The sequence below is a fragment of the Xanthomonas sp. NCPPB 3761 genome, assembly GCF_041475705.2.
Taxonomy (GTDB): Bacteria; Pseudomonadota; Gammaproteobacteria; order Xanthomonadales; family Xanthomonadaceae; genus Xanthomonas; species Xanthomonas phaseoli.
The window spans coordinates 1,434,573-1,458,200 of sequence record NZ_CM191262.1; the positions used below are offsets into that span (position 1 = coordinate 1,434,573).

At 66.0% G+C, this 23,628-nt stretch carries 26 protein-coding genes; 9 read left to right on the top strand and 17 right to left on the bottom strand.

All coding sequences use genetic code 11. The features are described from left to right. Window positions 1-36 precede the first annotated feature (36 nt). Window positions 37-1,770, bottom strand: a complete 1,734-nt coding sequence (locus ACCQ00_RS06295) for an ArnT family glycosyltransferase (protein WP_039569948.1) — start codon at window positions 1,768-1,770, stop codon at window positions 37-39. Between the two features lie 216 nt (window positions 1,771-1,986). On the opposite strand from ACCQ00_RS06295, the gene ACCQ00_RS06300 reads away from it, so the two are divergent. Together ACCQ00_RS06300 and ACCQ00_RS06305 are read left to right on the top strand one after the other, a co-directional pair. Next, complete coding sequence (locus ACCQ00_RS06300) at window positions 1,987-2,703, top strand: response regulator transcription factor (protein WP_017156552.1); 717 nt, start codon at window positions 1,987-1,989, stop codon at window positions 2,701-2,703. Continuing rightward, window positions 2,669-3,985, top strand: coding sequence for a sensor histidine kinase (locus ACCQ00_RS06305; protein ID WP_039569950.1), 1,317 nt, complete (start codon window positions 2,669-2,671; stop codon window positions 3,983-3,985). Before ACCQ00_RS06300 ends, ACCQ00_RS06305 begins: the two co-directional genes overlap by 35 nt. Before the next feature lie 184 nt (window positions 3,986-4,169). On the opposite strand, the gene ACCQ00_RS06310 is transcribed toward ACCQ00_RS06305, so the two are convergent. From ACCQ00_RS06310 to ACCQ00_RS06330, 5 genes are all read right to left on the bottom strand, one after another. Beyond that, entirely contained in the window at window positions 4,170-4,661 is a 492-nt protein-coding gene (locus ACCQ00_RS06310; RefSeq protein WP_017156554.1) for a hypothetical protein, read from the bottom strand. Window positions 4,662-4,729: 68 nt separating this feature from the next. Beyond that, the gene (gene minE / locus ACCQ00_RS06315; protein ID WP_003484370.1) at window positions 4,730-4,987 is read right to left on the bottom strand and encodes a cell division topological specificity factor MinE; all 258 of its coding nucleotides are present in this window, start codon (window positions 4,985-4,987) and stop codon (window positions 4,730-4,732) included. A gap of 2 nt (window positions 4,988-4,989) precedes the next feature. Further along, window positions 4,990-5,799 (bottom strand): septum site-determining protein MinD, encoded by an 810-nt coding sequence (gene minD, locus ACCQ00_RS06320; protein WP_005930297.1) that lies wholly within the window; start codon window positions 5,797-5,799, stop codon window positions 4,990-4,992. A 35-nt stretch (window positions 5,800-5,834) separates the two neighbouring features. Next, complete coding sequence (gene minC / locus ACCQ00_RS06325) at window positions 5,835-6,578, bottom strand: septum site-determining protein MinC (RefSeq protein ID WP_039569952.1); 744 nt, start codon at window positions 6,576-6,578, stop codon at window positions 5,835-5,837. A 3-nt stretch (window positions 6,579-6,581) separates the two neighbouring features. Next, window positions 6,582-7,181, bottom strand: a complete 600-nt coding sequence (locus ACCQ00_RS06330; protein ID WP_017156556.1) for a GNAT family N-acetyltransferase — start codon at window positions 7,179-7,181, stop codon at window positions 6,582-6,584. Between the two features lie 234 nt (window positions 7,182-7,415). Here ACCQ00_RS06330 and ACCQ00_RS06335 point away from each other — a divergent pair, with 234 nt between their 5' ends. The 5 genes from ACCQ00_RS06335 to ACCQ00_RS06355 all read left to right on the top strand — a co-directional run bounded on the left by ACCQ00_RS06335 (window position 7,416) and on the right by ACCQ00_RS06355 (window position 11,930). Further along, a complete protein-coding gene (locus ACCQ00_RS06335) occupies window positions 7,416-8,612 on the top strand; it encodes a sensor histidine kinase (protein WP_005915636.1) in 1,197 nt (398 codons plus the stop codon). Then, complete coding sequence (locus tag ACCQ00_RS06340) at window positions 8,612-9,253, top strand: response regulator (RefSeq protein WP_008574699.1); 642 nt, start codon at window positions 8,612-8,614, stop codon at window positions 9,251-9,253. The genes ACCQ00_RS06335 and ACCQ00_RS06340 overlap by 1 nt, the downstream gene beginning before the upstream one ends. 350 nt (window positions 9,254-9,603) lie before the next feature. Further along, window positions 9,604-10,785 carry a polyketide cyclase gene (locus ACCQ00_RS06345; protein ID WP_017156557.1) on the top strand — a complete coding sequence of 394 codons (1,182 nt, stop codon included), beginning with the start codon at window positions 9,604-9,606 and terminating at the stop codon, window positions 10,783-10,785. An 81-nt stretch (window positions 10,786-10,866) separates the two neighbouring features. Continuing rightward, window positions 10,867-11,253 carry a DUF423 domain-containing protein gene (locus tag ACCQ00_RS06350; protein WP_039569958.1) on the top strand — a complete coding sequence of 129 codons (387 nt, stop codon included), beginning with the start codon at window positions 10,867-10,869 and terminating at the stop codon, window positions 11,251-11,253. 2 nt (window positions 11,254-11,255) lie between these two features. Continuing rightward, window positions 11,256-11,930 (top strand): DNA-3-methyladenine glycosylase family protein, encoded by a 675-nt coding sequence (locus ACCQ00_RS06355; RefSeq protein WP_033478221.1) that lies wholly within the window; start codon window positions 11,256-11,258, stop codon window positions 11,928-11,930. A 75-nt stretch (window positions 11,931-12,005) separates the two neighbouring features. On the opposite strand, the gene ACCQ00_RS06360 is transcribed toward ACCQ00_RS06355, so the two are convergent. The 4 genes from ACCQ00_RS06360 to ACCQ00_RS06375 all read right to left on the bottom strand — a co-directional run bounded on the left by ACCQ00_RS06360 (window position 12,006) and on the right by ACCQ00_RS06375 (window position 14,415). Further along, entirely contained in the window at window positions 12,006-12,803 is a 798-nt protein-coding gene (locus ACCQ00_RS06360; RefSeq protein ID WP_039569959.1) for a M15 family metallopeptidase, read from the bottom strand. A 127-nt stretch (window positions 12,804-12,930) separates the two neighbouring features. Further along, complete coding sequence (locus ACCQ00_RS06365; RefSeq protein WP_039569960.1) at window positions 12,931-13,113, bottom strand: type II toxin-antitoxin system antitoxin; 183 nt, start codon at window positions 13,111-13,113, stop codon at window positions 12,931-12,933. Further along, on the bottom strand, window positions 13,110-13,394 hold the full coding sequence (locus ACCQ00_RS06370; protein WP_022559864.1) for a hypothetical protein: 285 nt from the start codon (window positions 13,392-13,394) through the stop codon (window positions 13,110-13,112). The genes ACCQ00_RS06365 and ACCQ00_RS06370 overlap by 4 nt, the downstream gene beginning before the upstream one ends. 151 nt (window positions 13,395-13,545) lie before the next feature. Next, window positions 13,546-14,415 (bottom strand): SPFH domain-containing protein, encoded by an 870-nt coding sequence (locus ACCQ00_RS06375; RefSeq protein ID WP_007967537.1) that lies wholly within the window; start codon window positions 14,413-14,415, stop codon window positions 13,546-13,548. Window positions 14,416-14,539: 124 nt separating this feature from the next. Here ACCQ00_RS06375 and purT point away from each other — a divergent pair, with 124 nt between their 5' ends. Continuing rightward, window positions 14,540-15,742 carry a formate-dependent phosphoribosylglycinamide formyltransferase gene (purT, locus tag ACCQ00_RS06380; protein WP_039569962.1) on the top strand — a complete coding sequence of 401 codons (1,203 nt, stop codon included), beginning with the start codon at window positions 14,540-14,542 and terminating at the stop codon, window positions 15,740-15,742. Window positions 15,743-16,017: 275 nt separating this feature from the next. Here the strand turns inward: purT and ACCQ00_RS06385 are convergent, their stop codons facing one another. Together ACCQ00_RS06385 and ACCQ00_RS06390 are read right to left on the bottom strand one after the other, a co-directional pair. Then, a complete protein-coding gene (locus tag ACCQ00_RS06385) occupies window positions 16,018-17,346 on the bottom strand; it encodes an endonuclease/exonuclease/phosphatase family protein (protein WP_039583395.1) in 1,329 nt (442 codons plus the stop codon). Further along, complete coding sequence (locus ACCQ00_RS06390; RefSeq protein WP_039569966.1) at window positions 17,300-18,214, bottom strand: arginyltransferase; 915 nt, start codon at window positions 18,212-18,214, stop codon at window positions 17,300-17,302. The genes ACCQ00_RS06385 and ACCQ00_RS06390 overlap by 47 nt, the downstream gene beginning before the upstream one ends. Window positions 18,215-18,254: 40 nt before the next feature. Here ACCQ00_RS06390 and ACCQ00_RS06395 point away from each other — a divergent pair, with 40 nt between their 5' ends. Then, entirely contained in the window at window positions 18,255-18,863 is a 609-nt protein-coding gene (locus ACCQ00_RS06395) for an EF-hand domain-containing protein (protein ID WP_039569968.1), read from the top strand. Window positions 18,864-19,029: 166 nt separating this feature from the next. Here ACCQ00_RS06395 and ACCQ00_RS06400 read toward each other — a convergent pair whose 3' ends face one another. The 5 genes from ACCQ00_RS06400 to ACCQ00_RS06420 form a co-directional block, all read right to left on the bottom strand. Continuing rightward, window positions 19,030-19,515 (bottom strand): hypothetical protein, encoded by a 486-nt coding sequence (locus ACCQ00_RS06400; protein WP_170922301.1) that lies wholly within the window; start codon window positions 19,513-19,515, stop codon window positions 19,030-19,032. A gap of 280 nt (window positions 19,516-19,795) precedes the next feature. Continuing rightward, window positions 19,796-20,989 (bottom strand): RNA polymerase sigma factor, encoded by a 1,194-nt coding sequence (locus ACCQ00_RS06405; RefSeq protein WP_039569970.1) that lies wholly within the window; start codon window positions 20,987-20,989, stop codon window positions 19,796-19,798. A gap of 109 nt (window positions 20,990-21,098) precedes the next feature. Further along, window positions 21,099-21,611: a putative signal transducing protein gene (locus tag ACCQ00_RS06410; protein WP_039569972.1), complete on the bottom strand. Its 513-nt coding sequence runs from the start codon at window positions 21,609-21,611 to the stop codon at window positions 21,099-21,101. Between the two features lie 231 nt (window positions 21,612-21,842). Further along, window positions 21,843-22,748: an acyl-CoA thioesterase II gene (gene tesB, locus ACCQ00_RS06415; protein WP_039569973.1), complete on the bottom strand. Its 906-nt coding sequence runs from the start codon at window positions 22,746-22,748 to the stop codon at window positions 21,843-21,845. A gap of 70 nt (window positions 22,749-22,818) precedes the next feature. Beyond that, on the bottom strand, window positions 22,819-23,589 hold the full coding sequence (locus ACCQ00_RS06420; RefSeq protein ID WP_039569975.1) for an enoyl-CoA hydratase/isomerase family protein: 771 nt from the start codon (window positions 23,587-23,589) through the stop codon (window positions 22,819-22,821). Between the last annotated feature and the right edge of the window lie 39 nt (window positions 23,590-23,628).

Consider the following 23,628-nt stretch of genomic DNA (forward strand, 5'->3'; position numbering starts at 1 on the left):
CCGGGGTTGCTTGGCCGTTAACCCGAGGCCAAGCGTTCAGTCTGCATCGCCTTCGCTACCGGTCTGCTCGGCGTCGGACACGGTGGCGATGCAACCGGCATGCCACGCCGTGCCCGGCAGCAATTGCCATTGGTTGCGGTTGGACTCGCCGATATCGATGCGTTGCGCCGGATCGATACACGCCGGCACCGCCTGCTTGAGCACGAACAGCCAGCGGGTGTGTGGCGCTTGCGCAAGCCACGGGCCGGCCTTGGCCCACTGCTCCTGCCAGCTCGCCTTGAAGCCGAAATCGGTGACCGGGCGATCGGCCTGCAGCAGGTTCTGTTCGCGCCAGGCCAGCATGCCCAGCTGCGCGTCCGGGCCGATGCGCTGGCCCACGCGCTGCATCAAACCTGCGGACGAACTGTAGGGATCCAGCGCCGGCATCAACCCCAGGCCGAACATCGTCCACAGCGCGGCGGTCATCACCACCAGCGCGGTGCCCGCGCGTCTACCGCGCGACCATGCAATTGCGGCCAGGCCAACCACGCCCAAGCCGATCAACCAGAAACCCACCGGCTGCAGCGAGGCAAGCGCCATGCCGCGCTTGATTGCGGTGTTTTCGGCCCAGTGCAGATGCAGCGCAATGCCGCCGCCCAGCACCAGGCCGGCAACGGCAAGCAGCAGCACATACCCGCTCAGCAGTAGCCGCACGCCGCGCCGGCGCAACAACCCGGCCAGCAACGGCGCCGCGGCGATGCACAGCGCCGGCAGCATCGGGAAGATATACACCTCGCGCTTGCCCGGGCTGGCGCTGAAGAACAGCAACACCAGCACGCTCCAGGCCAGCAGCAGCACATAGCGGGGGTCGCCGCGGCGCAGTCGCCGCCACCAGGCCGGCAGCAGCCACGGCAACAACAGGCAGCCGGGTAGCCACAAGGTGGCGATCACCTGCAGGTAGTACCAGAACGGTTTGACGTGATGCCAGGCGTGCGCGTAGCGCGTGCCGGTCTGCTTGAACAACAGCTCGTGCGCGTAGGCATGCAACTGCGGGTCGTCGCTGTGCCACAGCGCGATGCCCAGCGGCCCCAGCCACACCGCCGTACCGGCCACGAACGCCGGCAGCACCAGTGCCCAGCTGCGTCCTGCCAGCGCGCGCGCCGGCAACACGCGCCAATGCGTACGCCGCAGCGCCATCCACGGCAGCAACAGCAGCAGCGGCAGAAAACCGACGCCCTTGGTCACCGTGCCGACGCCGGCAGCAAACAGGCCCAGCGTCCATGCGCGCCAGTCCGGCCCGCGCAGCAGGTGCCGCAGCATTCCCCACAACGACAGGGTGGTCAGCGCCACCAGCAACATGTCGATCTGCGCACGCTTGGCCATCAGGCCGAACTGCAGCACCGTGAACAAGGCCAGCACCGCATGGGCCGCCACGCGCCGGGTCCATAGCCGGCGCGCGATATCCCAGGTCAGCCACAGCGTGGCCAGCGCGGCCAGCAGCGACGGCAGCAGGAAGGCCACCGGCCAGTGCGGTACCAGTTCGTAGGTTGCCGCCTGCAGCCACATGAAGACCGGCGGTTTTTCTGCATACAACTCGCTGCCGCGGTGCGGCAACAGCCACTGGCCGGTCTCGACCATGGTGCGCGCGGCCAGCACGAAGCGCGGTTCGTCCGGCGGATTGGGTTGGCGCATGCCCAGCCCGGCCAGCAAGCTGACGAGGATCAACAGCAACGCGGCCAGCAGCGCGCGCTGGCGGGATGAGGAGGCAGCGATGGCAGGCGACACGCGCACGCCCTGAGTAGATGCGGGCAGACACTATCTGGCAAGTGGGTCGGAAATTTGTCGGAGCCGAGCCCGCGTGATCGTGCATCGCAGCGCAGGCATCGCCGTGCGCGGGTGCTGAAGCGCAACCGATCGGGAAGACCGTACCGGCGATGGCGGTTGCACTTGGCCGGCCTCGGTTAGGATGCGCACACTGTGCCTGCCAGGCGTCCTGGAACCCCGCTCATGCGGCTGCTGGTCATTGAAGACAACCGCAATATGGTTGCCAACCTGTTCGACTATTTCGAAGCGCGCGGGCATACCCTGGACGCCGCGCCCGATGGCGTCACCGGCCTGCACCTGGCCACCACCCAGCAGTACGACGCATTGATCCTGGACTGGATGATGCCGCGCATGGATGGACCGGAAGTGCTGCGCCGGCTGCGCGAGCAGCACCAGTCCGAACTGCCGGTGATCATGCTCACCGCACGCGACGAACTGCCGGACAAGATTGCCGGCTTTCGCGCCGGCGCCGACGACTACCTGACCAAACCCTTCGCCTTGCCCGAGCTGGAGGTGCGCATCGAAGCCTTGCTGGCGCGTGCGCACGGCCGTCGCCGCGGCAAGCTGCTGCAAGTGGCCGACCTGCGCCTGGACCTGGCCACGCTGGAAGCCACCCGCGCTGGCCAGGTGCTGCACCTGTATCCGGCCTGCCGCAAGTTGCTGGAAGTGCTCATGCAGGCCAGCCCGGCCGCGGTGACGCGGCAACGCCTGGAGCAATCGTTGTGGGGCGACGATCCGCCCGACGGCGACATGCTGCGCTCGCATATCTACGAGTTGCGTCGCAGCGTGGACGGCCCGTTCGCGCAAAAACTGATCCATACCTTGCCGCGGCTCGGCTACCGGCTGGCGCAGCTGGATGCGGCCGATGCACCTGGCGCTGGCGACTGCAGCGATGTCTAAACAGCGCCCGTTGGGTCGCCGCGTGCTGATGTGGTTGTTCGGCTACACGCTGCTGATGACGCTGGCGGTGTTCGGCACTGCGCAGTACCTGCACGAACGCGCCGAACATGGCGTGTGGCGCTCGCTGCTGAATTCCGAACTGGACAGCATCCTCGAGCGCAGCGTACAGAATCCGGAGTATCACTGGCAGGACTCGGACACCTTGCGGCTGTACCGCGTCGAGGATGTCGCGCGTACACCGCCGGTCTTGCGCACCCTGCATCCCGGCCTGCACGACGGTCTGGAGATAGCCGGTCGCCAGAGTGCGGTGATGGTGCGCGACACCGCGCATGCCGGCCGCCTGGCCCTGGTGCTGGACATCACCGATTTCGAAGCGCTGGAAAAATTCCTCACCCGCTGGATGCTGGCCGCCGGCATCGCGCTTATCGGCATCACCTTGCTGATGGGCACGTATGCGATGGCCCGGCTGGTGCGCCCTTTGGTGGAACTTGCGCGCGACATCGGCGCATTGCGGCCGGAGCAGCGCGCGCAGCAGATTGCGGTCGGGCCACAGGGCAGCGCCGAGTTGTACGTCATTGCCGATGCGCTCAACGATTATCTCGAGCGCAACAGCCAGTTCGTCGACCGTGAGCGCGCCTTCATCGACAGCGCCAGCCACGAACTGCGCACGCCCATTGCAGTGATCGGCAATGCGGTGGAGCTGGCGCTGGAGCAACCCGGCACGCCGCCGGCGGTACGCCACCAGCTGCAGCGCATTGCGCAAACCAGCGCCTCGGTCGAGCAGTTGATCACCTTGCTGCTGGTGCTGGCCAAGGACCCTGGCCGGCTGGTGCGCAGCAGCGATTCGGTGCGGCTAGATCAGTTGCTGCCGGACATCGTGGCCGATCACACGCACCTGTGCGCCGACAAGGATCTGCAACTGGTCATGGACCCGTTGCCGCCGTGCAGCCTGGTCGCGCCGGTCGCCATCGTGCAGACGGCCATCGGCAACCTGCTGCGCAACGCCATCGAAAACAGCGACCGCGGCATCATTCGCATCTCGCTGTCGGCGCCCGGCGTGGTCCGCATTGCCGACCCTGGCCATGGCATGACACCCGAAGAGATCAGCGCCATCTACACGCGCCTGGCGCGCGGCAACGCCCGCCAGGGGAGCGGCATCGGGCTGGAACTGATCGGACGGTTGTGCGAGCACCTGGGCTGGCACCTGCAGCTGGATTCCAACGCCGGGCAGGGCACGGTGGCCACGCTGGATCTCTCCGGCGCCACGGCAACGGGATCCTGAGGGCGATCACGCGACCGACTGCGCTCGCGCCGGATGGTGCGAGCGCAGTCGCTCCTGCAGGTGCCACACGTGCGCCGTGGCTCCTGCAAACGCCACACCGTCCTGGTGACCGTTCGCTGCTGACAGCTACTCGCTGCGATTGGGCCGGCGCTTGAACGCGCCGCGCTCGCTCAGACAGGCCACTTCAAGCAGGCAGCAGGCCGCGAGCGTCCAGCCAGCTGCGCGCGTCCTCCGCGTCGTGCTCGAACCAGGCGCGGGTGGAGCCCAGCCGATACGTATAGCCCCAACGGTCCATATCGGCCATCAGGCGCGCGCTGCCCACGCCGGGCAGTTGCTCGGCCAGCAGGATCTGCAGGTAACAGGTGGCGTCTTCTTCCTCCACCGAATCGGTGGCATCGGTATGCACCGCAGCGCGTTTTTCCGCAGGCAGCACGATCAGATGTCCGGCTTCGTGCAGGAGCGAATGCACCGGTGTGTCGTCGCGCACATACACATCGCAGCCGATGATGCCGGCCTCCGGTTCTCCCCAGAAACTGCCTGGAATCGCCGCGCCCGATTCCACACGATGCAGGCGCAAGCCATAGCGCGCGAGCAGGGCGGCAGGTGCGTCCAGGCCGATATCGGCCACGCACAGAACATCGGCGGCGGTGGGTGTGGCAGTGGGGGCAGTGGTCACGCGCAATGGCTCGCGGTCAGGTCACATGCGACAACGGCACCGTGCGAACCCGGTGCCGTTGTTGGCGCTTACTTGTCGCCGTCTTCCGGCAGGGCGACCGAGATGTCCAGCACGTCATGCTCGCCGTCCTTGACCAGATCAACCCGCACCGCATCGGCGTCGATGTTGACGTACTTCTTGATCACTTCAAGCAGTTCGCGCTGCATCAGCGGCAGGTAATCCGGCCCGCCGCGATGGTTGCGCTCCTGCGCAATGATGATCTGCAGGCGGTTCTTGGCCGTCTCGGCGGTGTTCTTCTTGCTCTTGAGAAAATCGAGCAGGCCCATGCTTACCCTCCGAACAGCTTGCTGAAGAAGCCTTTCTTCTCCACGGATGTGAATCGCATCGGGCGCTCCTCGCCCATGATGCGGGCGACTGCGTCGTCATACGCCTGGCCGGCCGGGGACTCGGCATCCAGGATCACCGGCTCGCCCTTGTTGGAGGCGTTGAGCACGTCGCCGGATTCGGGGATCACTCCGATCGCCTTCAGTCCCAGCACTTCTTCCACGTCGGTGATGCTGAGCATCTCGCCGCCTTCCACGCGGCCGGGGCTGTAGCGGGTCAGCAACAGGAACGCCGGCACGGCCTTGCCTTCTTCGGCCTTGCGGGTCTTGGAATCGAGCAGGCCGATGATGCGGTCCGAGTCGCGCACCGAAGACACTTCCGGATTGACCACTACCACCGCGCGGTCGGCGAAATACATCGCCAGGAACGCGCCTTTTTCGATACCGGCCGGCGAGTCGCAGACGATGTAGTCGAAGCCGTCGGCTGCCAGGTCCTTGAGCACCTTTTCCACGCCTTCCTGGGTCAGCGCGTCCTTGTCGCGGGTCTGCGAGGCGGCCAGGACGTACAGGTTCTCGAACCGCTTGTCCTTGATCAGCGATTGCTTGAGCGTGGCTTCGCCGTGCACGACATTGACAAAGTCGTACACCACGCGCCGCTCGCAGCCCATGATCAGGTCTAGGTTGCGCAAGCCGACGTCGAAGTCGATGACCGCCACCTTCTTGCCGCGTTTGGCCAGCCCGCAAGCCAGGCTTGCGCTGGTGGTGGTCTTGCCGACGCCGCCCTTGCCGGAGGTGACTACGATGATTTCAGCCAAAGGATTTCTCCGAATATTTCTGTGGTTGGGCCGCGTCAATCAAGCGCAGCGATCTTGATCTGATCCTGCTCCAGCCAGACCTGGACGGCCTTGCCACGCAGGTCCATGGGAACATCGTCCAGCACCTTGTAGTGGCCAGCGATGGCAACCAGTTCGGCGTGGAAGTCGCGGCAGAAGATGCGCGCGTCGGGGTTGCCCTGCGCGCCGGCCAGAGCGCGGCCACGCAGGGTACCGTAGATATGGATGCTGCCGTCGGCGATGACCTCGGCCCCGGCACCGACCGTACTGAGTACGGTCAGGTCGCAGTTCTCCGCGTACAGCTGCTGACCCGAACGCACCGCGGTGCGCTGCATCCGGCCCGGAGCCGGTCGCGCGGCCGCAGGTGCCGGTTCGGCACGTGCGGGCGGCGGTGGTGGCGGCGGACTGACCGCGCTCGGCTCGTACTGCGCGCGAAACTTGGCCAGCAGCGGCACGCCCAGCTGCTGGGACAGCAGGTCGATCTCGCTGGTGCCGTAGGCCAGCGCCACCGGCAGCACGCCGGCATCGCGCAGACCTTCCAGCAGGGACTTGGCCGTGGCCAGGTCCGGCACCTGCGACAGCCCGCCGAAATCCAGGATCACCGCCGCACGGCCGAACAACTTGGGCGCGCGGCTCACGCGTTCGCGCATTTCCTGCACCAGCCGCGGCACATCCAGCGTCCGCACGCGCAGGTTGGCAATGCCTACCTGGCCGATCTTCAGTTCGCCGGCCTGCTCGAAATCCACATTCACACTTGCCACAACTCAGCTCCCTGTCGATGGGCTAGCGGTGGTGGCGGCATGACGCGGCCGGCCCACCCACGGCAAGTGGTCGGGCAACTTGCCGCCATAGGTCTCCTTGACCCACCGATAGCTGCACATGTCTTTCATCAGCATGCTGGCGCGCACTTCCACGTCGGGCATGGTGTTCTGGCCAACCTCACGGAAGCCGAAGCTGCCATGGAACAGCAAGGCCGCGTCTGCGCCATGGTCCAGAAACACCTCGCACGCCAGCTGCGGGTAACGCAGCTCGGTATAGCTCTGCACATCGGCATAGAACGCCCGCCCGACGCCACCGCCGCGGCGGCGGCTGGCGACCACGATGCGGTCGATATAGAAGAATTCCGGGTGGCGGTCCCGAAACCAGGCGAAATTGCTGCTGTCGTGCGCACTGCCGCTTCCGAAACCGACCAGAAACCCGGCCAGGTTGCCGTCGCGCTCGGCGACGCGGAAATATTCGGCCTGCGCGTAGAAACGTTGCAGCTTGGTTGAATCCAGCGGCAGGATCGCCAGTCCGGCATTGTTGTTCAGGGCCAGGACGGAATCGAGCTCGTGCTCGCGCACGTCGCGGATGACGATCGACATTGGGACTCCGTGGGGTAACGCCTCGACCCGAAATCGGATCTGCGTCGGATTATTACATGCGGGGCCTGAAGCGGCGACCCGCCACACGCGATCGGCCGGCGCGCGGCAGGTGCCGGCATGCAACGGCGCGTCGGCACAGGCGCGGTGCGGGCCGGCATCCGCAACCCCGTGCACGCCGGCATGCATGACTTCCGGCAAGAGGGCAGCGCGGTCGCTTACGCCTAAGATGCGGACATGTTGGGATACCTCAGTCATACGCGCGTCCTGCGCTTCGCCGGCCTGTTCACCTGGGCGATGATCGTCATGCCCCTGGTGTACACGTACTGGCCGCCGGCCGAAGAGGGCGACCACCGCAGCGTGGCCGAGGCGGTGATGATGTCGGCATTCTTCATCGGCTTCGGCGCCAGCTACTTCTGGTTGACCCGCGGCTTGAACAGCGGCGGCCACGCGCACTGGTACGACCGGCTGATCCTGTTGCTGCTCACCATCTGCGCGCTGGCGGTGAGCTATCTGAGCGGAACCGGGCTCGGCAGCATCCTGATGATGGTGGCGGCCGGGGTGATCCCGTGGTTGCTGCCGCTGCGCGTGGGCGTGCTGTGGTTGGTGCTGAGCCAGCTGGCGGTGCTGCCGGTGTTCTACTACCTGCGCCCGGACTTCACCCTGTTCGCGGCGTTGATGCAGTCGCTGTTGTACGGCGGCTTTTCGATGTTCATCTTCGTCACCAGCCTGGTGGCCCGCCAACAGACCGATGCGCGCGAAGAGCAGCGCCGGCTCAATGCCGAACTGCGCGCCACCCGCGCATTGCTGGCCGAGAGCGCGCGCATCAACGAGCGCACCCGTATCTCGCGCGAGCTGCACGACCTGCTGGGCCACCACCTCACCGCGCTCAGTCTCAACCTGGAAGTGGCCGGTCACATCACTGAGGGGCAGGCCCAGGAGCACGTGCGCCAGGCGCACACGCTGGCCAAGTTGTTGCTCACCGATGTGCGCGAGGCGGTCAGCCATCTGCGCGACAGCGGTGCGATCGACCTGGAAGCGGCGCTGCGCCCGCTGGTCACCCAGGTGCCGTCGCTGGATATCCACCTGGATATCGCCCAGCCGCTGACCCTGGACGACCCCGAGCGCGCCCACGTACTGCTGCGCTGTACCCAGGAGATCATCACCAATGCGGTACGCCATGCCGGCGCGCGCAACCTGTGGATCCAGGTGCGCCGCGATGCCGATACGGTGCTGATCGATGCCCGCGACGACGGCCACGGCGCCGATGCGGTCGCGCCCGGCAACGGGCTGCGTGGCATGCGCGAGCGGTTGAACCAGTATGGTGGGCAGCTCGAAATTCAAACCCGGCGGGGTGACGGCTTTGGCCTGCGCATCGCTGTTCCAGGCGCGCCGGCACTGATGCCTGCGGCCGTGACTCAAGGAGTGTTGTGATGATCCGTGTGTGCCTGGTCGACGATCAAACCCTGGTGCGCCAGGGGATCCGCTCGCTGTTGGCGCTGGACGACGGCATCGAGGTGGTGGCCGAGGCCTCCGACGGCAAGCAGGCGGTGGAGCAGATTCCTCAGATCCAGCCGGACGTGGTGCTGATGGATATGCGCATGCCGGTGATGTCCGGGCTGGAAGCGCTGCAGATGCTCTCGCGCAACGGCACGCTGCCGCCGACGATCATTCTGACCACCTTCGACGACGACCAATTGGTATTGGCCGGGCTCAAGGCCGGCGCCAAGGGCTACCTGCTCAAGGACGTCTCGCTGGAACAACTGGTCGGCGCCATCCGCACCGTCGCCGAAGGCGGCTCGCTGGTGCAGCCGGCAGTGACCCAGCGCCTGCTGTCGGGCCTGGAGCACATGCGCAACGAGTTCGTCAGCCTGGACCGGCCCGATCCGCTCACCGACCGCGAGACCGAGATCCTGCGGCTGATGGCGAGCGGGTTCTCCAACAAGGAAATTGCCAACTCGCTGGGTGTGGCCGAAGGCACCATCAAGAATCACGTCTCCAACATCCTCTCCAAGCTCGGCGTACGCGACCGCACCCGCGCGGTGCTGAAGGCGTTCGAGCTGCAGCTGGTGTGAGATCGGCGCCGCACCGCCAAGCTCGACGCCGCGCCGGCCTGCAGCAAGGGCGGGGCTCGCATTCAGGACGCTGCAGCGCCGGTGGGGCTGCCAGACGGGCGGCCCGGTGCCGCCTGGCAGCTGCAACATCACACGCACGCAGCACGTGATGTGCATGATAGCGGCGCGCAATCGCCCAAACCCTTGTGCAGGTTGGGATTGCGCATCCCCCACGCGCTGCGTTGCGCGGTGAATGACACCGCAAGACCGCGCTACCCGTCGCACAACTGAACATCTTTCTCGAAGCCTGCTAGGATGGTGGCTTCGCTTCACTCAACCCGGCCGTGGGATCGGCCCCGGAGACCTCCTGAATGACCCGTATTATCGAGTTCCTGATCGCCTTGGGGATCGTGGCTGGCTTGTTTGTCGTGGTGGGCTTGGTGTTGCCCTCGGAGCGGCAGATGTCCGAGAGTGTTGAGACCAACCGCAGGATGACGATTGTTTACGACACCGTGAACAGCTTCCGTCGTTTCAAGGATTGGAACCCGCTTGTGCTGCGTGACCCGAAGATCCAGCTGAAGCTGGCCGGCCCGGAAGAGGGCAAGGGTGCACGCGTCGAATACAGCTCCACCGAGGGCTATATCGGCAACGGCAGCTGGGAGATCAAAAACAGCGTCAAGAACGAGCGTGTCGAGATCGCGATCGAAGATCCCACCAAGGGCTACGACAAGGTCACCAATTTCACCCTGGTGCCGACCGGCAAGAACAACAAGAACGTCAAGATCACCCAGGATTACAGCGTCAAGTACGGCTGGAACCTGTTCGGTCGCTATGCCGGTCTGTACGTCAGCCGCCACGTGGGCGACGACCTGAAGCTGGGCCTGTCGCGTCTTGCGACCGCGCTGGCCACCGTGCCGAACTTCGACTACCGCGCCGAGCTTGACGGCAAGCCGGTGTTGAGCGACCTGAAGATCGTCGATGTGCCGGCCGAGGACCTGTTGGTCGTCACCGCGGGCAACATCGATCGTGACAACGAGACGATCAAGAAGTCGATCAAGGACAACCAGGAGTGGATCAAGCGCGTGATGGATTCCAACGGCCTTGAAGCGGTTGGTCCGGTGCGCATCGTGACCACCGACTTTGCGTCCGACAAGTACGCCTTCGACGTGGTGCAGCCGGTGCGCAAGCGCGCTGGTGGTGCTCCGAAGACCGACGCCAAGGCCGACACTGCCAAGACCGACGCCAAGAAGGACGACGCGGCTGGCGCGGCACCTGCCGATGCAACCCCGGTGGCTGCGACCGGCGACGAGCTGAAGCTCAACATTCCGTCCGAAGCACCGGTGAAGTACCAGCGGGTTCCGGCGCACCGTTCGGCGTTTGCGACCTACGCAGGCCATATGGCCGGTCTGGACGCAGTGCGTAACTCGTTGCGTGCCTGGGCTGCCACCAGTGGCATGGACGTGACCGATCGTCCGTACGAAGCCTGGAAGGGCGGCGTGGACAAGTCCTTCACCCAGGACGGTACGTACGACGTCTACTGGGCCATCAAGTAATCGTCTCACCGCGATGAGCTGATCCAGACGAAAACGCGCCGCAGACTTGCGGCGCGTTTTTTTTTGCGCTGCGGCGCTGCCATGGAAGTTGCCTGCATGTCTTTGCTTGATCGTCGCAAGAAACACCCCTCGCTGCTGGCGTTCTGCGGTGGCCTGTTGGCGGCCATTGCCGTCGGTCTATCGGCCTATGCCTCGCACGGCGTTGCCGATGCGGTGGTGCAGTCGCGGCTGCAGCTGGCGTCCTTGTACGCATTCGGCCATGGCGCGGTCCTCACCGTGCTGGGCGCCACCGAAACGCGCGCGCTGGGCAGGGTGGGCTTGTACCTGTTGTTGCTCGGCACCTTGCTGTTTGCCGGTAGCCTGGTCGGGGGCGCGCTGCTGCAGTGGCCGACCACCCTGGCGCCGGTCGGCGGAGTTGGCCTGATGCTGGGCTGGGTGGTGCTGGCCATCGGTGCGTTGAGGCGCTGAGCATGCCGCGCCATGCCCGCGGATTCGATGTGGAGGCTGCGTTCGCGTACCTGTCCCGGCGCGATCGCGCGCTGGGCGCGTGGATGAAGCGCATTGGCCCGATCGCCCCGCAACCGGGGTGGCACAAACCCTTCGATCCGGTGGATGCGCTGGCACGCGCCATCCTGTTTCAGCAACTCAGCGGCAAGGCGGCGTCGACCATCGTGGCGCGGGTGGAAGTGGCGATCGGCGCGCAGCGGCTGCATGCGGACACCCTCGGCCGTATCGACGACGCGGCACTGCGTGCCTGCGGCGTTTCCGGCAACAAGGCGCTCGCGCTGCGCGATCTGGCGCGGCGCGAAAGCGAAGGCGAGATTCCCTCGCTGCGCAGACTCGCTTTCATGGACGAGGACGCCATCGTGCAGGCGCTGGTGCCGGTGCGCGGCATCGGCCGCTGGACGGTGGAAATGATGCTGATGTTCCGCCTGGGCCGCCCGGATCTGTTGCCCATCGACGACCTGGGCGTGCGCAAAGGGGCGCAGCGCGTGGACAAGCAGGAGCAGATGCCTACGCCCAAGGACTTGGCTGCACGCGGCGAACGCTGGGGCCCGTACCGCACCTATGCCGCGTTCTATCTGTGGAAGATTGCCGACTTCAGCGTGGCGACCAAGGTGCCGACACCGCGCTCGCAGGAGTAGGGCGCTCGCACGCGGGGCAGACGCGACGGGCGGTTGGGTCCAGCCGCGCTGCGTGGCGCATGACGTTCGGCCGGCTCATCGCGCCGACCAACACCAATGCCACGGTTCGTAGACGATGCCGTGCGGGTTGTTGCGTGGGTAACTCAGGCGGTAGCCGAATGCGTGCGCGTGGCTGCACAACCAGGCGAAAGCGGGCGTGGCTTCGAAGGACTCTTCGACCGGCGGCTCGCCCGGTGTGCCCAGATCCAGTGCGTCGCCGCTGTGGTGTTCGCTGAAACCCGGCGCTGCGTTGAGCGTCAGGATCTGCTCCAGGGTGAGCCCGCGCGCGAACTTGCGCTCGAAGATGCCCAGTTGGTAGTCGTGGCTGCGGTAGCCGGAAATCGCATCGAGCACGATGTCTGCGCGCAGCGCAGCCGCGCGCATCTGTCGCCATGCGCGTGCAGCGCTGGCACTGAGCCACAGCGGGCGGCCGAAGCGATCGCGTCCGGCAAACTGCAGTGCGGCCGGTTCGGCCATCAACTGCAGGCCGGTCCGTTGCACGTAGTCGTCGGCGGCGAGCCCGAGCTGGCTCATTCGGCGCTGCAATCCGTCGATTGGCAGCGTGGCGTCGTGTACCTGGCCGATGCGGCCGGTTGCGGTCTGCAGACGGTCCAATGCTTCGTCCAGGCCAGGCTCGCGTGCCAGCCGCGGGATCAGCGGCATCAGACCCTGCGGAAGATGTGCAGCCAGATAGCGCCCATCGCATTTGCGTCGCAATAGCCAGTCGGCCTGTGCCAGCACACGCGCATCCGCATTGCCGCGCGCGCGCAGCAGATCGGCCGGCCACAGCTCGATCGCGCTGGTATTGAGGAGTACACGTTGAAGATGACGCATCTACGCAGCTTAGCCGTTGCCAGGTGAGCGCTGCAAGTCCAGCCAGGCGCTGTGACCCCGCGCCGACCCGGACCGGGGAACCGCTACACCGGTGCGCAGTCGCGTCTGGATGATCGGCGGCGCATGATCAATTTTCGGATTTTTCTTTTTCGCCCTGCGGCTTCGGTAGCCGGCCAGCCTTGCGTAACGCATCGCGCAGCACGTATTCGATCTGCGCATTGAGGCTGCGCAATTCGTCGTCGGCCCAGCGCTGCACGGCGGCCAACAAATCGGCGTTGATACGCAGCGGGTAGGCTTTTTTTTCGCTCATTTGCCGTCTCTGCGGCCGCCGTGACGGCGCAGGTGCAGCACCATCGACACGATCAACGCGTTGACGCCGACGAGCATGCCGATCACCACCGCATAGATGCCGGCGCGGTTGTCGCCAGCCCAGTACAGGCATGCGGCGCCGACCAGAATCACCAGGCTGATCAACGCCCAGCGCAGGCCCAGCCCGCGTGCGCGGTCGTCATCGTCGGCGCCGATGGACGCGGCGATGGCCAGCGCGGGCAAGCCGGAAAGCGCAACCACCAGGGGCACCATGACATTCATCGGATCGATCTCAGAGTGGCTGACGGAACGTAAGCGAGCGGTCGCCAGGGGGGCGTGGAGGGCGCGCCCACAGGCGCAGTGTACGAGTGGCCGATTCCGAACAGTGGCTGCGCCCTTCCGGCGGTGAGAGCAGGCCTCCTGTTGGTTGCCCTCAGTACAACGAGCCGGCGTTGACTACCGGTTGGGTACCGCGATCCGAGCACAACACGGTAAGCAGGTTGCTGACCATATGCGCCTTGCGCTCTTCGTCCAGCTGCACCACGCCATTCTTCTGCAACTCCGACAGCGCCATTTCGACCATCCCCACTGCGCCGGCAACGATGCGCGAGCGTGCGGCGATGACGGCATTGGCCTGCTGGCGCTGCAGCATCGCCTGGGCGATTTCCGGCGCATAGGCGAGGTGGCTGATGCGCGCCTCGATCACATCCACGCCGGCCTGGGTCAGGCGCTCGTCCAGATGCCGCTTGAGCTGCTCGCTGATTTCGGCCGGATGGCTGCGCAGCGAGATCTGGCCGTCGTCGTGCTGGTCGTACGGATAGCTGGTCGCCATCGCGCGCAGCGCCGCTTCGGACTGGATATGCACGAAGCTTTCGTAGTCGTCGACGTTGTAGACCGCTTCGGAGGCATCCAGCACCTGCCATACGATCACCGCAGCGATTTCGATCGGGCTGCCATCCAGCTCGTTGACCTTGAGTCGTCCGCTTTCGAAATTGCGCACGCGCTGGCTGACGCGACGCTTGGCATAGAACGGCACATTCCAGCGCAGGCCAGCGTCCTTGACGGTACCGACGTACTTGCCGAACAGGCTCAGCACCGCTGCCTGGTTGGGCTCCAACGTATACAGGCCGGCCAACATGAAAATGCACGCCGCCGCGATCAGCACCGCGGCGATGAACGCCCCTGGCGTGACGCTGGTGCTGGCCATCATCGTCAGCACGTACCAGGCGGCAGCGAGGAGGCCGGCGCCTGCAACGAGGACGACAGGAATGCCGGGTAACGAACCGATCGGCTTCTCTTTCATGAGCGCGAGTCCTTATGGAGTGGTAAAATGATATCAATGTGATATCATTTAGACAACTGCCGTTCGTCGGCGTGGCAGCGGGCAACCGTTAGAATGGCGGCCCCTCTCGCTCTGGACCGCGCTCATGACCACTCTCGGCACGCCGTTATCGCCTTCCGCCACCCGCGTGTTGTTGTTGGGCTCGGGCGAACTGGGCAAGGAAGTGGCGATCGAGCTGCAGCGTCTCGGTGTGGAGGTGATCGCGGCCGACCGCTATGCCAATGCACCGGCAATGCAGGTGGCGCACCGCTCGCATGTGCTGGACATGCTCGACCCCGCCGCGCTGCGTGCGCTGATCGCCAGCGAGCGGCCGCATCTGATCGTGCCGGAGATCGAAGCGATCCATACCGAAACCCTGGTGGCGCTGGAACGCGAGCAAGGCCAGAAGGTCATCCCGACGGCGCGTGCCGCGCGCCTGACCATGGACCGCGAAGGCATTCGCCGGCTGGCAGCCGAAACGCTGGGCCTGCCTACTTCGCCGTATCGCTTTGTCGATACCGTCGAGGAGTATCGCGATGCAATTGCCGCGGTGGGCTTGCCGTGCGTGGTCAAGCCGGTGATGTCGTCCTCGGGCAAGGGCCAGAGCACCCTGCGCAGCGACGCCGATATCGATGCGGCATGGGCGTATGCGCAGACCGGCGGACGTGCCGGTGCCGGTCGCTGCATCGTCGAAGGCTTCATCGATTTCGATTACGAAATTACCTTGCTCACCGTGCGGCATGCCGGCGGCACTTCGTTCTGCGATCCCATCGGGCATTGGCAGCAGGACGGCGACTACCGCGAAAGCTGGCAGCCGCAGCCGATGTCGGCCGCTGCGTTGCGCCGCTCCCAGCAGATCGCCAAGGCCATCACCGACGAGCTCGGCGGCTGGGGCCTGTTCGGCGTGGAGTTGTTCGTCAAGGGCGACGAGGTGTGGTTCAGCGAAGTCTCGCCGCGCCCGCACGACACCGGCCTGGTCACGCTGGTCTCGCAGGAACTGAGCGAATTCGCGCTGCATGCCCGCGCCATTCTCGGCCTGCCGGTGGGCGCGCAGGACGGCGGCGTGATCCGTCAGGCCGGCCCCTCGGCATCGTGCGCGTTGCTGGCGCACGGCAATGGCGTGCCGGCGTTCGACAACGTGGCCGAGGCACTGCGCGACCCGGACACCGCACTGCGCTTGTTCGGCAAGCCCCGCGTGGACGGCCATCGCCGCGTCGGCGTCACCCTGGCGCGTGCGGACAGCGTCGATGCTGCGCGTGAGAAGGCGCGCGTAGTCGCTGCCGCGTTGACGATCCAGCTGCAGGCCTGAGCGCGTCAAGCCCGAAGCAGTGCAGCGCAACGCTGCATTGCTTCAACGCGCCAAGCGCGGCAGGCTTTGGTGCGCATTCTCACTGATGAGCCATGCCGCCAGCCGATCGGCCACGCGAGGCAATGCAACGCGATCGATTCACTACAAGCCGGGCTGCGCATCTCGGCACAGCCAGCCGCTCACTTCTGCGTCTCGCTAATCACCAAGCGCCGAGAACGCAGGCGTTATCAGGAATTCGCCATTCCGAATCCCTAATCCCGACTCCCCAATCTCAGCTACTCAGCCAGGTCGATCCACACCGCATGATGGTCGCTGCCATCGGCGATCGCCGCTTCCGGCGCGTTGCTGGCTGGCCAGAAAATGCCGCTGCCGATCAGGGTGAACTGGCGCGACGGCAGCACGTAGTCCAGGCGCATGGTGCCGGCCTGCGGGCCGAAGTCACCGGTGACCTGATGCGGGTCGCCGCTGTGGGCGATGCCCAGCGCGGCGTATTCGGCGGTTTTTTCCGGGCCGCCATCGCTGTGCGGTGTGGGGTACTGAAGCACGCGCGGGTGATGGATCAACGCGCGGATCGCCTCATGGCGGCCGGCACCATCGACCGGGTCGTTGTTCAGATCGCCCAGGATGACGAAGCGCGCATCGGCAGCCAGGCCGCCGCAACCGCCCTTGTCGTCGCACAGCCAGCGTTGGCTGTCGGGTGCGTTGTCCAGGTACGCGCGCCACAGCTGCAGTTCGTCGTGGTTGCGCGCGGCGTTGCGTTTCTCGGCACCGTCGAACACCGGCGGGGTGGGGTGCGACACCAGCGCATGCACGACACCCACCGGCGTGCGCACCGGCACATCCCAATGCGATTTGGACGACAGCCGCAGTTGCGCCCAGATGGCATCGCTGTAGTAGGACGTCTTGCTGGCCGGATCGATCGGCCGCAGTGCGCCAGGTAGCGCGCTCCACTTCAGCAGCTGGAAGCTCCGCACTGCCTGCGCATCGATCGGATAACGCGACAACACCAGCATGCCGTACTGGCCGGGATGCAGCCCATAGCCCCACGCGTCGTTGCCACGCGCGCGTCCTTCGCCGCCGGCGCTGCCGTTGTTGTCCAGATCCAGGCCGCTCGGCACGCCGGTATTGACCGGTGCCAGATAGCGGTATGGATAACGCAACGCCTCGCCGCCGCCCGGCTGGGCCACCTGCAGATAGCGTTGCTGGAACAGATCGGCAGCACGGTGTTCCGGGTCGAAGTCGAACTCGTTGAGCAGCACCAGGTCCGGGCGCACGCGCTGCAGTACCGCAGCGATCTTGCGCGCATGCGCGCTATCGCCCTGCAGCTCGCGTATCAGGCCGCCGGCCTCGTCCGAATACAGCGAGGTGTTGTAGGTGGCGATGCGCAGCTGTGCCGCGGCCGGCCGGGCGGCGAGGGTGTCGGTCTGCATCGCGGGCGAGGGCGCGGGGTGGGCGCAGGCCGCGCACAGGGCGGTCAGCGTGAGCAGCAGGAAAGGTTTGATCATTGCGAGATTCTCGCATGCGGGATGCGACACGCCGATGTCGCAATCCGGCGGTTCAGTCGGCCGATGCGTGGGCGGGCAAGCCGCGCCAGTGGCGGCCATCGTAGGCTTCCAGTGCACTGAAGCGGCGCTTGTAGTTCATTTTCGCGTGGCCATCGATCCAGTACCCCAGATACAGGTGCGCGCGTCGCTCGCGTTGCGCCCACTGGATCTGCTGCAGGATCGCGAACGTGCCCAGGCTGCACGCTGCCGCCGCCGGCGCGTAAAACGTGTAGACCGCCGACAACGCATGCTCGGTGACATCGGTCACTGCAACCGCCAGCAGCCGGCCGGGCAGGTGCGCGATGGCCGGTTCGCGAATCTCCAGAAAGCGCCCGTGCGACCAGCCGCCGATCAGGAACTGGTCGAATTCGGTGGCGCCATGTTCGTCCATGCCGCCGCCGGGATGCCGGTGCTTGAGGTACTGGCGATAGAGCGCCAGTTGTTCGTCGGTGCGCTCGGCGGCCACCACGCGGACCACCAGATCCTGGTTGCGCGCCAGGCAACGGCGTTGGCTGCGGTCCGGGTGAAACGCATCTACCGCGATGCGTACCGGCACGCAGGCACGGCACCGTTCGCAGTGCGGCCGGTAGACCAGGTCGCCGGAGCGACGGAAGCCCCATGCCAGCGCTTGCGGATAGATCGCCCCCAGGCGCGGATCGTGCGGGTCCAGCACCAGATCGCGCGCCTGCCGGTCGGACCAATAGCCGCAGGCATGCTCGCCGGTCTGGAACAGGCGCAGGTCGTCGTGGGTGTCGGCATGGATGGCCATGGCCGAAGGATAGCGCCTGCGCGTCGCAGCAGCGGCGACTGTCCGCCGGATGAATACGTCCGGCCTTGGCGTCAACGCGCGCAGCGATGGCTCGTTGATGGGGGTGTTGGTGGCAGCGCACGGATGATCCGCACGCACCACCCACGCGATGCGGCCCATGCAGGTGCCGCGTGTGGTTCCTATCTTCCAGGAGTGTCTCATGACGTCACGCAAACCCTTTCTCGCCCTGGCCGTGCTGGCCGCGCTGTCCGCTGGCACCGCATTCGCCGCCACCGTGCCGGCTCCCGGCGATGCGCCGCGGCCTGCCAAGCTCGACAAGAACGGCGATGGCGTGATCGACCGCAGCGAAGCGGCTGCCGATCCGACGCTGGCCGCGCAGTTCGATACGTTGGACACCAACAAGGACGGCAAGCTGTCGCGCGACGAGCGCCCGCATCATCGTGGCCCTGGGCGCGATGGGCGCGGCGGACGTGGCGGACGTGGCGAATGGATGGCCAAGCTCGATACCAACAAGGATGGCCGTATCAGCCGCGAAGAAGCCAAGGCCGCCCCCAAGTTCGCTGCACGCTTCGACCAGATGGATCTCAACAAGGACGGCTTCGTCGACCGTGCCGACCGTGAGTTGCGCATGCAGCAGCATCGCGACGCGTGGTTTGCCAAGGCCGATACCGACAAGGACGGCAAGCTGAGCAAGGCCGAGTTCGATGCCGCGTCCAAGTGGCGTGGCGGGCACGGACCGGGTGGGATGGGCAGGCACGGCGACGATGGCAAGCCGGCACCGGCCGCCGCACCTGCGACGAACCGCTGAGGCATCGCCGACTGCGGCACTCGTTGCGTATTGGCGAGTGCCGCTTGGGTGAGTGGTGAGTTCACCAGTTGTTTGCAGTACGTAACAAGGCGCCGATCGACCGCGCCCTTCCGCCTGGCGGGAGGGCGCTTGCGTTTGGGACAGACGCTGAGCGCGGGTACAACGCTCAGTCGTGCTTCCACGAGGTGGGAACCGGATTGGAGACGGTGTTCTTCTCCAGCGTGTAGGTGCCGTTCTGCTGCGCGATCGCTTCGCCGGTGTCGACGATGGCGTTCTGGATGAAGACATTCTGCTGCTCGCCGCGCACGAAGGTCAGCTGGTGGAACGCGGTCTTGTTGCCCCAGTCTTCCGAGGGCAGGGAGATGAACCGGATGGTGTAGGTCTGGTCGTCGAATGTTCCCTGCAGGACATAGACGCCGTAATGGTTCTCGCCCTGGGAAATGATTTTGTACATGCCGTTGCTGAAATAATAGATTTCCGCGTCGGGGAACGGCTTCTTGTCGTAGAGCTTGCGGTAGTGAAGCACCTGCTTGAAGGTGGGTGCTCCGAAACTCACCGACAGCGTCTTGCCATCGGGGGACTTGGTGAGTCCGTCCGCATGCGCGCTCATGCTGACCATCATCAGCAGACTGGTGAACAGACTTGCCTTCACTTCATGACTCCGTGGTCTGGTTGAATCCTGCCTGCTTATAGCAGCGCGGGCGTTGCCCGATCACGGCGATGGTCGGATACGAATCCATCACTTCGGATCATGGAGCGTTGCTCGCCGCGCGCCTCCCCTCGCACGCAGACTACATCGAGCCGGATCCATCGCGCACGCCACCAGGTTGCCGTATGCAGTTGTCGCGTCGGCGTGCGCTTGGCTCGGCGTCGGCGTGTCATCGTCTTGGAAAAGTTTGCCGCTGCCGAACCAGCGGTGATATCCGGTCGGCTCAGAGCATTCCTGACTGCATGTAGTGCCGCACGACGGGCACAATGACAGCCGCAGTGCTCACCAGCATCGCGCCGGGACTGAACATGCAGCGGTACAACAGCGGCGCCCGGGTGGCGCCGCGTCTGCGCGCATCGCGTTCGAGCATGGGGCGCATGACGCGTGGCAGGATGCGCAGGGATTGATAGTTGAGTACCGCCATGCCTGCGCACAGCGTCAGAACCGACACCCACGCGCCTGCGTGCAGGTATTTCAGCACCAACGTGCTGCCGCACACCAGCACCGAGGTCAGCGTGGTGACGTGCACGAACCGACGGATCGCCGCTGCCTCGCTGGCGGTCTGTGCGAAGCGCAGCAGGTACCAGTACATCCAGTAGGTACCGATCCCGGCAACCAGCACCGCGCACGCAGCGAACAGTGCCGGCATGCCGAGCCAGAGGCTGAGCGCGCCAGCGGCGCCGCCCCCACCCAGCGCCGAGCCGCTCAACCCGCTCGCGCCCAGTTTTCCCGCGCCTCCGATGCCCGTCAGCACAACCGCCGCGCTAGCCTTGCCCGGCGCGCCCAACAGGCTGGCCGAGCTCACTGCGCTGGCGAATGCCATGCCGGGTGCGCTGCGACGCGCGAACTCGCCGAACCGGCGCAGCAGCTCGCTGCGTACGCTGGCACGTGCGCGCGACAGGCGCTTGCGTACTGCTGCATCGCTGAGCCCAAGCAGCGAGGCAACCTGTTGCGAGCTCTGGCCTTCGCGGTAATACAACAGCAGCGTTTCGCGACTTTCTTCCGGCAATGCAGAAATGATGTCGAGCGCGGCGATCTCTTCTTCCACCTGCAGCAACTGCTCGGCGGGCGAGGGCGCCGGGTCGGCGGCCATCGCAATGGCAAGCTCGGCCGCTTCACCACTGAGCGCGCGATGGCGGTTGGCGCGCAGCCAGTCGCGCGCCAGGTTGCGGGTGATCTGGCGCAGCCAGGGCAGGAAGCTGGCCGGCTGATGCAGTTGCGCCAGCCGCTGCCAGGCACGCAGGAAGGCCTCCTGGGCGATGTCTTCGCTGGCTGCGATGTCGCGGGTGATCGCCAGTGCGATCGCAGTCACCGTGTTCTGGCAGGCAAGCACGATGCGCCCGTAAGCCTGCTGGCAGCCAGCCGCGGCGCTGGGCAGGTCGCGTTGCAACATCAGATTCAGCGTGTCGGCGTTCATCGGCGCAATCCATGTCCTGATGCCAGCATGACGCAGGCCGGCGACGGATGTGACCGCGCCGACGAGCATGCCTGCCGTACCAGCGGGTGACCGCGCTGGCCAGCCGCGTTCAGCGGGTCGGGTGGATCCGTACGCGCACTTCGTCGTCTTCTGCTGCCGGTGGTGCGCCATCTGGCGCTGGCGTCCGTTGCGATGCCGGCTGGGCCGCTGGTGCCAGTTGCGTCGGCGCGCTGCGGTGGCGCATCACCACCACCATCGCCACGGCACCGATCACCAGCAGCAACACCAGACGGATACGCCAGGCCCAGCTGCGCGCACTGGAGCTGGAGCCGTTTTCGCCCTCGCGGAAGGTGTATTCCACATTCGGCAGGTCGCGGCGTGTGGTGTCCAGCAGGCGCGCGTCGCGCAGCAGCTCGCGTGCGCGCGGCTGGTCGTTGGCATGCACGATCCAGACGGTGGGCTGCGCCTGGGCGTTGCTCTGCTCCAGGTAGCTGAACTGGCCGCCGCGCTTGCTTTGATACGAGCGGCCGTTGCTGATGCGGATCTCGATTCCCGCATCGCGCAAGAGATTGGCCACGCCTTCGGCGGTTTCGATACGTTGACTGCTGAAGATCTTGCGCATGGTGGAAAACGCCGTTGGGTCCGGAACAGATGGCGCCGTCGAGGCGCCAGTTCAAGATGAAACATCAAGGTGCGGTTGATGCGTCAGGTGATCGCATGCGCATGCCCATGGCAGGCAAGCATGCCAGCTTGCGGTGTCTGCAGTGCGCGGGAAGCGGTGGCCGGTTGCCTTCGACCCCGTCGGGGTGCGCACCGGCCTCACGCAGCGTGCCGCGCTGTCGCGGTGTGCGGTCTACCCCCTGGCCGGCACGGCAATCGCGCTGCCCTCAGGCACTACCCTGATCAGGCCTTCCTGCGTGGTGCTGGCCACCAGCACGCCGTCGCGGCTGAAAAACTGTCCGCGGGCCAGACCGCGTGCGCCCTGCGCGGTGGGGCTGTCGAGCGAGTACAGCAGCCAGTCGTCGGTACGGAACGGACGATGAAACCACAGGGCATGATCGAGCGAGGCCATCTGCACGTTCGGCGTGTAATAGCTGATGCCGTGCGGAAAGGTCGAGGTGCCGAGCAACTGGAAATCCGACGCGTACGCAAGCAGCGCTTGATGCAAGCCAACATCCTCGCCGATGGGATCGTTCAGGCGCAGCCACATCTGCTGGAACGGCGGGCGCTTGGGCGGCTTGAGTTCGTCGCGCGGAAAGACATGGCGAAACTCGAACGGGCCACCGCGCGACAGCCAGCGCTGCACCTTGGCCGGCAGCTTGGCCAACACCTCCGGTGCCAGCGGTGCGGCCGGTTCGATGTCTTCCGGTGGCGGTACCGCCGGCATCGCCGACTGATGCTCGGCGCCGTCTTCGCGCTCCTGAAACGAGGCGGCGCAGAAAAAGATCACCTTGCCGTGCTGGATCGCCGTGACCCGTCGCACCGAAAAACTGCCGCCATCGCGGGTGCGATCGACGTCGTAGACGATGGGGTGGTCGATATTGCCGGCACGCAGGAAATACGCATGCAGCGAATGCGCCTGACGCCCGTTTTCGACCGTGGCCTGCGCTGCCGACAACGCCTGGCCCAGCACCTGCCCGCCGAACACGTATTTGGTGCCAATGTCGCGGCTCTGGCCACGGAACAGGTTGTCTTCCAGGCGCTCCAGCGACAGCAGGCTGATCAGTTCGGAGACGACGGGTTCGGCGGTGGCGGACAAGGGGCTGGCCTGGGCATGCGACGGATTGCGAGTATACCGGCCCGCCCAAGGGGCGCCGCGGGGGCGGGGTTCAGGCCTTCTGCAGGCGCGCCACCAGGCCATGCAGCGCGGTCTGCGCATCCGGCGCGTACCAGCCATCGATGAAGCGCTCCAGCTGGATCAACTCCGGCGCCAATGCCGCACGCAGGTCGGCACGCGCAATCGCGCGCGTGGTCAACATCGGTTGGCGGGGAAGCTGCTGCAGCTCTTGCAGCCACGCCACCGCACGTGCGGTGACGAGCTCGCCATCGACCAGTTCGTCCACCAGTCCGATCGCGACCGCCTGTTCGGCCGGCAGCAGGTGCCCGGAGATCAGCAGGCGCTCGGCGCGATGCGCACCCACCACGCGGCGCAACAGGCGTTGGATCCCCTCTGGCGCAGCAAGGCCTACCTGCACTTCGTTGAGGCCGATCGTATAGGGTCTTGCGGTATCGGCACTGCGCGCCATCACCCGGTAGTCGCAGCACAATGCCAGCACGCAGCCGCCGGCCGGCGCATGCCCGCCGATGGCCGCTACCACCGGCACGCGGCTGTTGGCCAGCGCCTGCGCCGCATCGAAGAACGCGGTCCAACTAGCCAACAGCGCCGTGCGGTCGGTACCGTGCGCCAGCAGATGCGGCACATCCATGCCGCCGGAAAAAATCCGCTCGCTGCCCGACAGCACGATGCCATCGACTTCCTCGCCCGACTGCCGCACCGCGACGCTCAATGCCTGGCACAACGCGCTGTCCAGCGCGTTGACCGGCGGGCGCGCCAGACGGATTTCGCGAAGACGGCCATGGTCTAAGATCTGGATGCTCATTCGGGGCTCCTGGAGGTCAGGTCATGATAGACGGCAGTC